The sequence below is a fragment of the Paenibacillus sp. OT2-17 genome (genome assembly GCF_009827695.1).
In the GTDB taxonomy this organism is placed as follows: domain Bacteria; phylum Bacillota; class Bacilli; order Paenibacillales; family Paenibacillaceae; genus Paenibacillus; species Paenibacillus polymyxa_B.
On record NZ_WUDQ01000648.1, the window covers coordinates 1 to 1,959 of the forward strand.

At 44.9% G+C, this 1,959-nt stretch carries 1 protein-coding gene and 1 pseudogene; both read right to left on the reverse strand.

Annotation, left to right across the window (positions count from 1 at the left end):
* A pseudogene (locus GRP75_RS25675) lies at positions 1-363 on the reverse strand (VPS10 domain-containing receptor SorCS3); the annotation flags it as partial.
* Positions 364-526: 163 nt separating this feature from the next.
* Positions 527-1,918, reverse strand: coding sequence for a branched-chain amino acid transporter BcaP (bcaP, locus tag GRP75_RS25680; RefSeq protein ID WP_160790742.1), 1,392 nt, complete (start codon positions 1,916-1,918; stop codon positions 527-529).
* Between the last annotated feature and the right edge of the window lie 41 nt (positions 1,919-1,959).

Here is a 1,959-nt window from a genome sequence, read left to right on the forward strand (position 1 = left end):
CTTTCCATATTCAAGCCTGTCTTGAAATTGGACATTTTCGGAGGGGGAAATATTATTCCATGTCTTTCCGCCATCATGAGTATCATAAAGCCGGAGCTCATTATGGGTAACTCCCCAAACTAACCCTTTATTGTTATCAATTAAATGAAAATCCGCTATTCGCGTCTGAACTACATATTTGGCGTTGGGATCGCCCACCTTTGGAGTCACTGGTGGATTAATAGTAATCGTCTGACCCTGGTCATCAGGTTCCTCAATCGGAGGTTTAGTTAACGTTTCTGGGGTTTCAGCAGAACAGGCAGTCAGTAGAATGCCCGTCAGTAGCAGTACTCCCCCCAAGAGCGCACGCCAGCGCAGTTTCATATAAAATCCTCCCTCGATGGCATGCTGTAATCACGTGCCAAAAGCTTATCTGAAACAGAATTATACCATAAACGCCTCTATGTGACACTTTTCGCGTAATGTCAAAAAAAACCGGACCCTTCACAAAAGTGCAGGATGCCGGCTTTTTTTATACTAGAATTTATTAAGATTTACGGTTCAACAAACTTTTGTGGTATCCATAGAAGAAATAGATCAACAATCCAAGCAGGAGCCACACAATGAATCCAATCCAGGTGCTAATATGAAGCTGAAGCATCAGACCGATGCAAACCAAAGCACTTAAAAGTGGGAGCAACGGAACCCACGGCACGGTAAAGCCTCTTTTCAAATCAGGGCGTTTCTTGCGCAGAAAGATAACTCCTACCGATACCACAGCAAAAGCGAATAGGGTTCCAATACTCGTCAGATTGGTCAGTGCATGTAACGGGAACAATCCACTAGCCAATGCGATAATGCTGCCCACCAGCCAAGTGCTTCGAATTGGCGTTTGAGTTTTGGCATTTATTTTAGATAAAAAAACGGGTAAAAGGCCATCACGTGACATGGAGAAAATTAACCGCGTTTGACCATACAAGAGCACCAATAAAACGGTCGTCATCCCCGCAATCGCACCGACTGAAATCAATCCGGCTACGAAATCCTGATGAATAAAGCGGAGAGCAAACGCAACAGGATCACTTACCCCCAACTGCGTATAAGGTACCATTCCCGTTAGCACAACTGAAACCGCAATATACAGTACTGTGCAGATCGCTAGAGAAGAAATAATACCGATGGGCATATTCCGTTGCGGATTGCGAACCTCTTCGGCTGCAGTTGAGATGGCGTCGAAACCCAGATAAGCAAAAAATACGATTGCCGCAGCACTCAAAACACCAGAAAATCCATAAGGCAAAAATGGTGTCCAGTTGTCAGGCTTAACATAAAAGATACCGATCCCAATAAATAGCAATACAACTCCGACTTTAACACAAACCATTATTAAATTGAATCGGACCGTCTCCTTGGCTCCGAGACTCAGTAACAATGTGATGAGCATAATGATGCACACGGCTGGTAGATCAATAATGGTCCCCTTAGTTGAATCGAAGGCTGCGGTTAAAGCCAGCGGTAAATGTACATCAAATCCAGCCAGCAAGCCTTGAAAGTAAGCAGACCATCCACTACTCACAGAGGCGGCCGCCACTCCATATTCCAGAATTAGGTCCCACCCCAGTACCCAGGCCAAAATTTCTCCAAATACAATATAACTATACGCATAAGCGCTCCCAGCTGCGGGAACTGTAGATGAAAGCTCCGCATAGCACAAGGCTGCTAGTACGCAGGCAATACCTGCAATAACAAAGGAGAGCATCAATCCAGGACCTGCATTTTCTGCTGCTGCCTTGCCAGTAATAACAAAAATCCCGGTACCGATAATACATCCTACACCTAGCATGGTGAGATCAAAGGCACCCATTGTTCTCTTTAAGCGACCTGTAGATCCGCTTTCCTCATGCGGGAGCAGTCCTGTTTTTTTTCGAAATAAGTCCATATGCCGAATCCTCTTTCCATAATTTCATGCGTCAATATCGG

Excerpts from the sequence above, each read along its gene's own strand:
- bcaP (WP_160790742.1), bottom strand. The coding sequence starts at position 1,918 with ATGGACTTATTTCGAAAAAAAACAGGACTGCTCCCGCATGAGGAAAGC.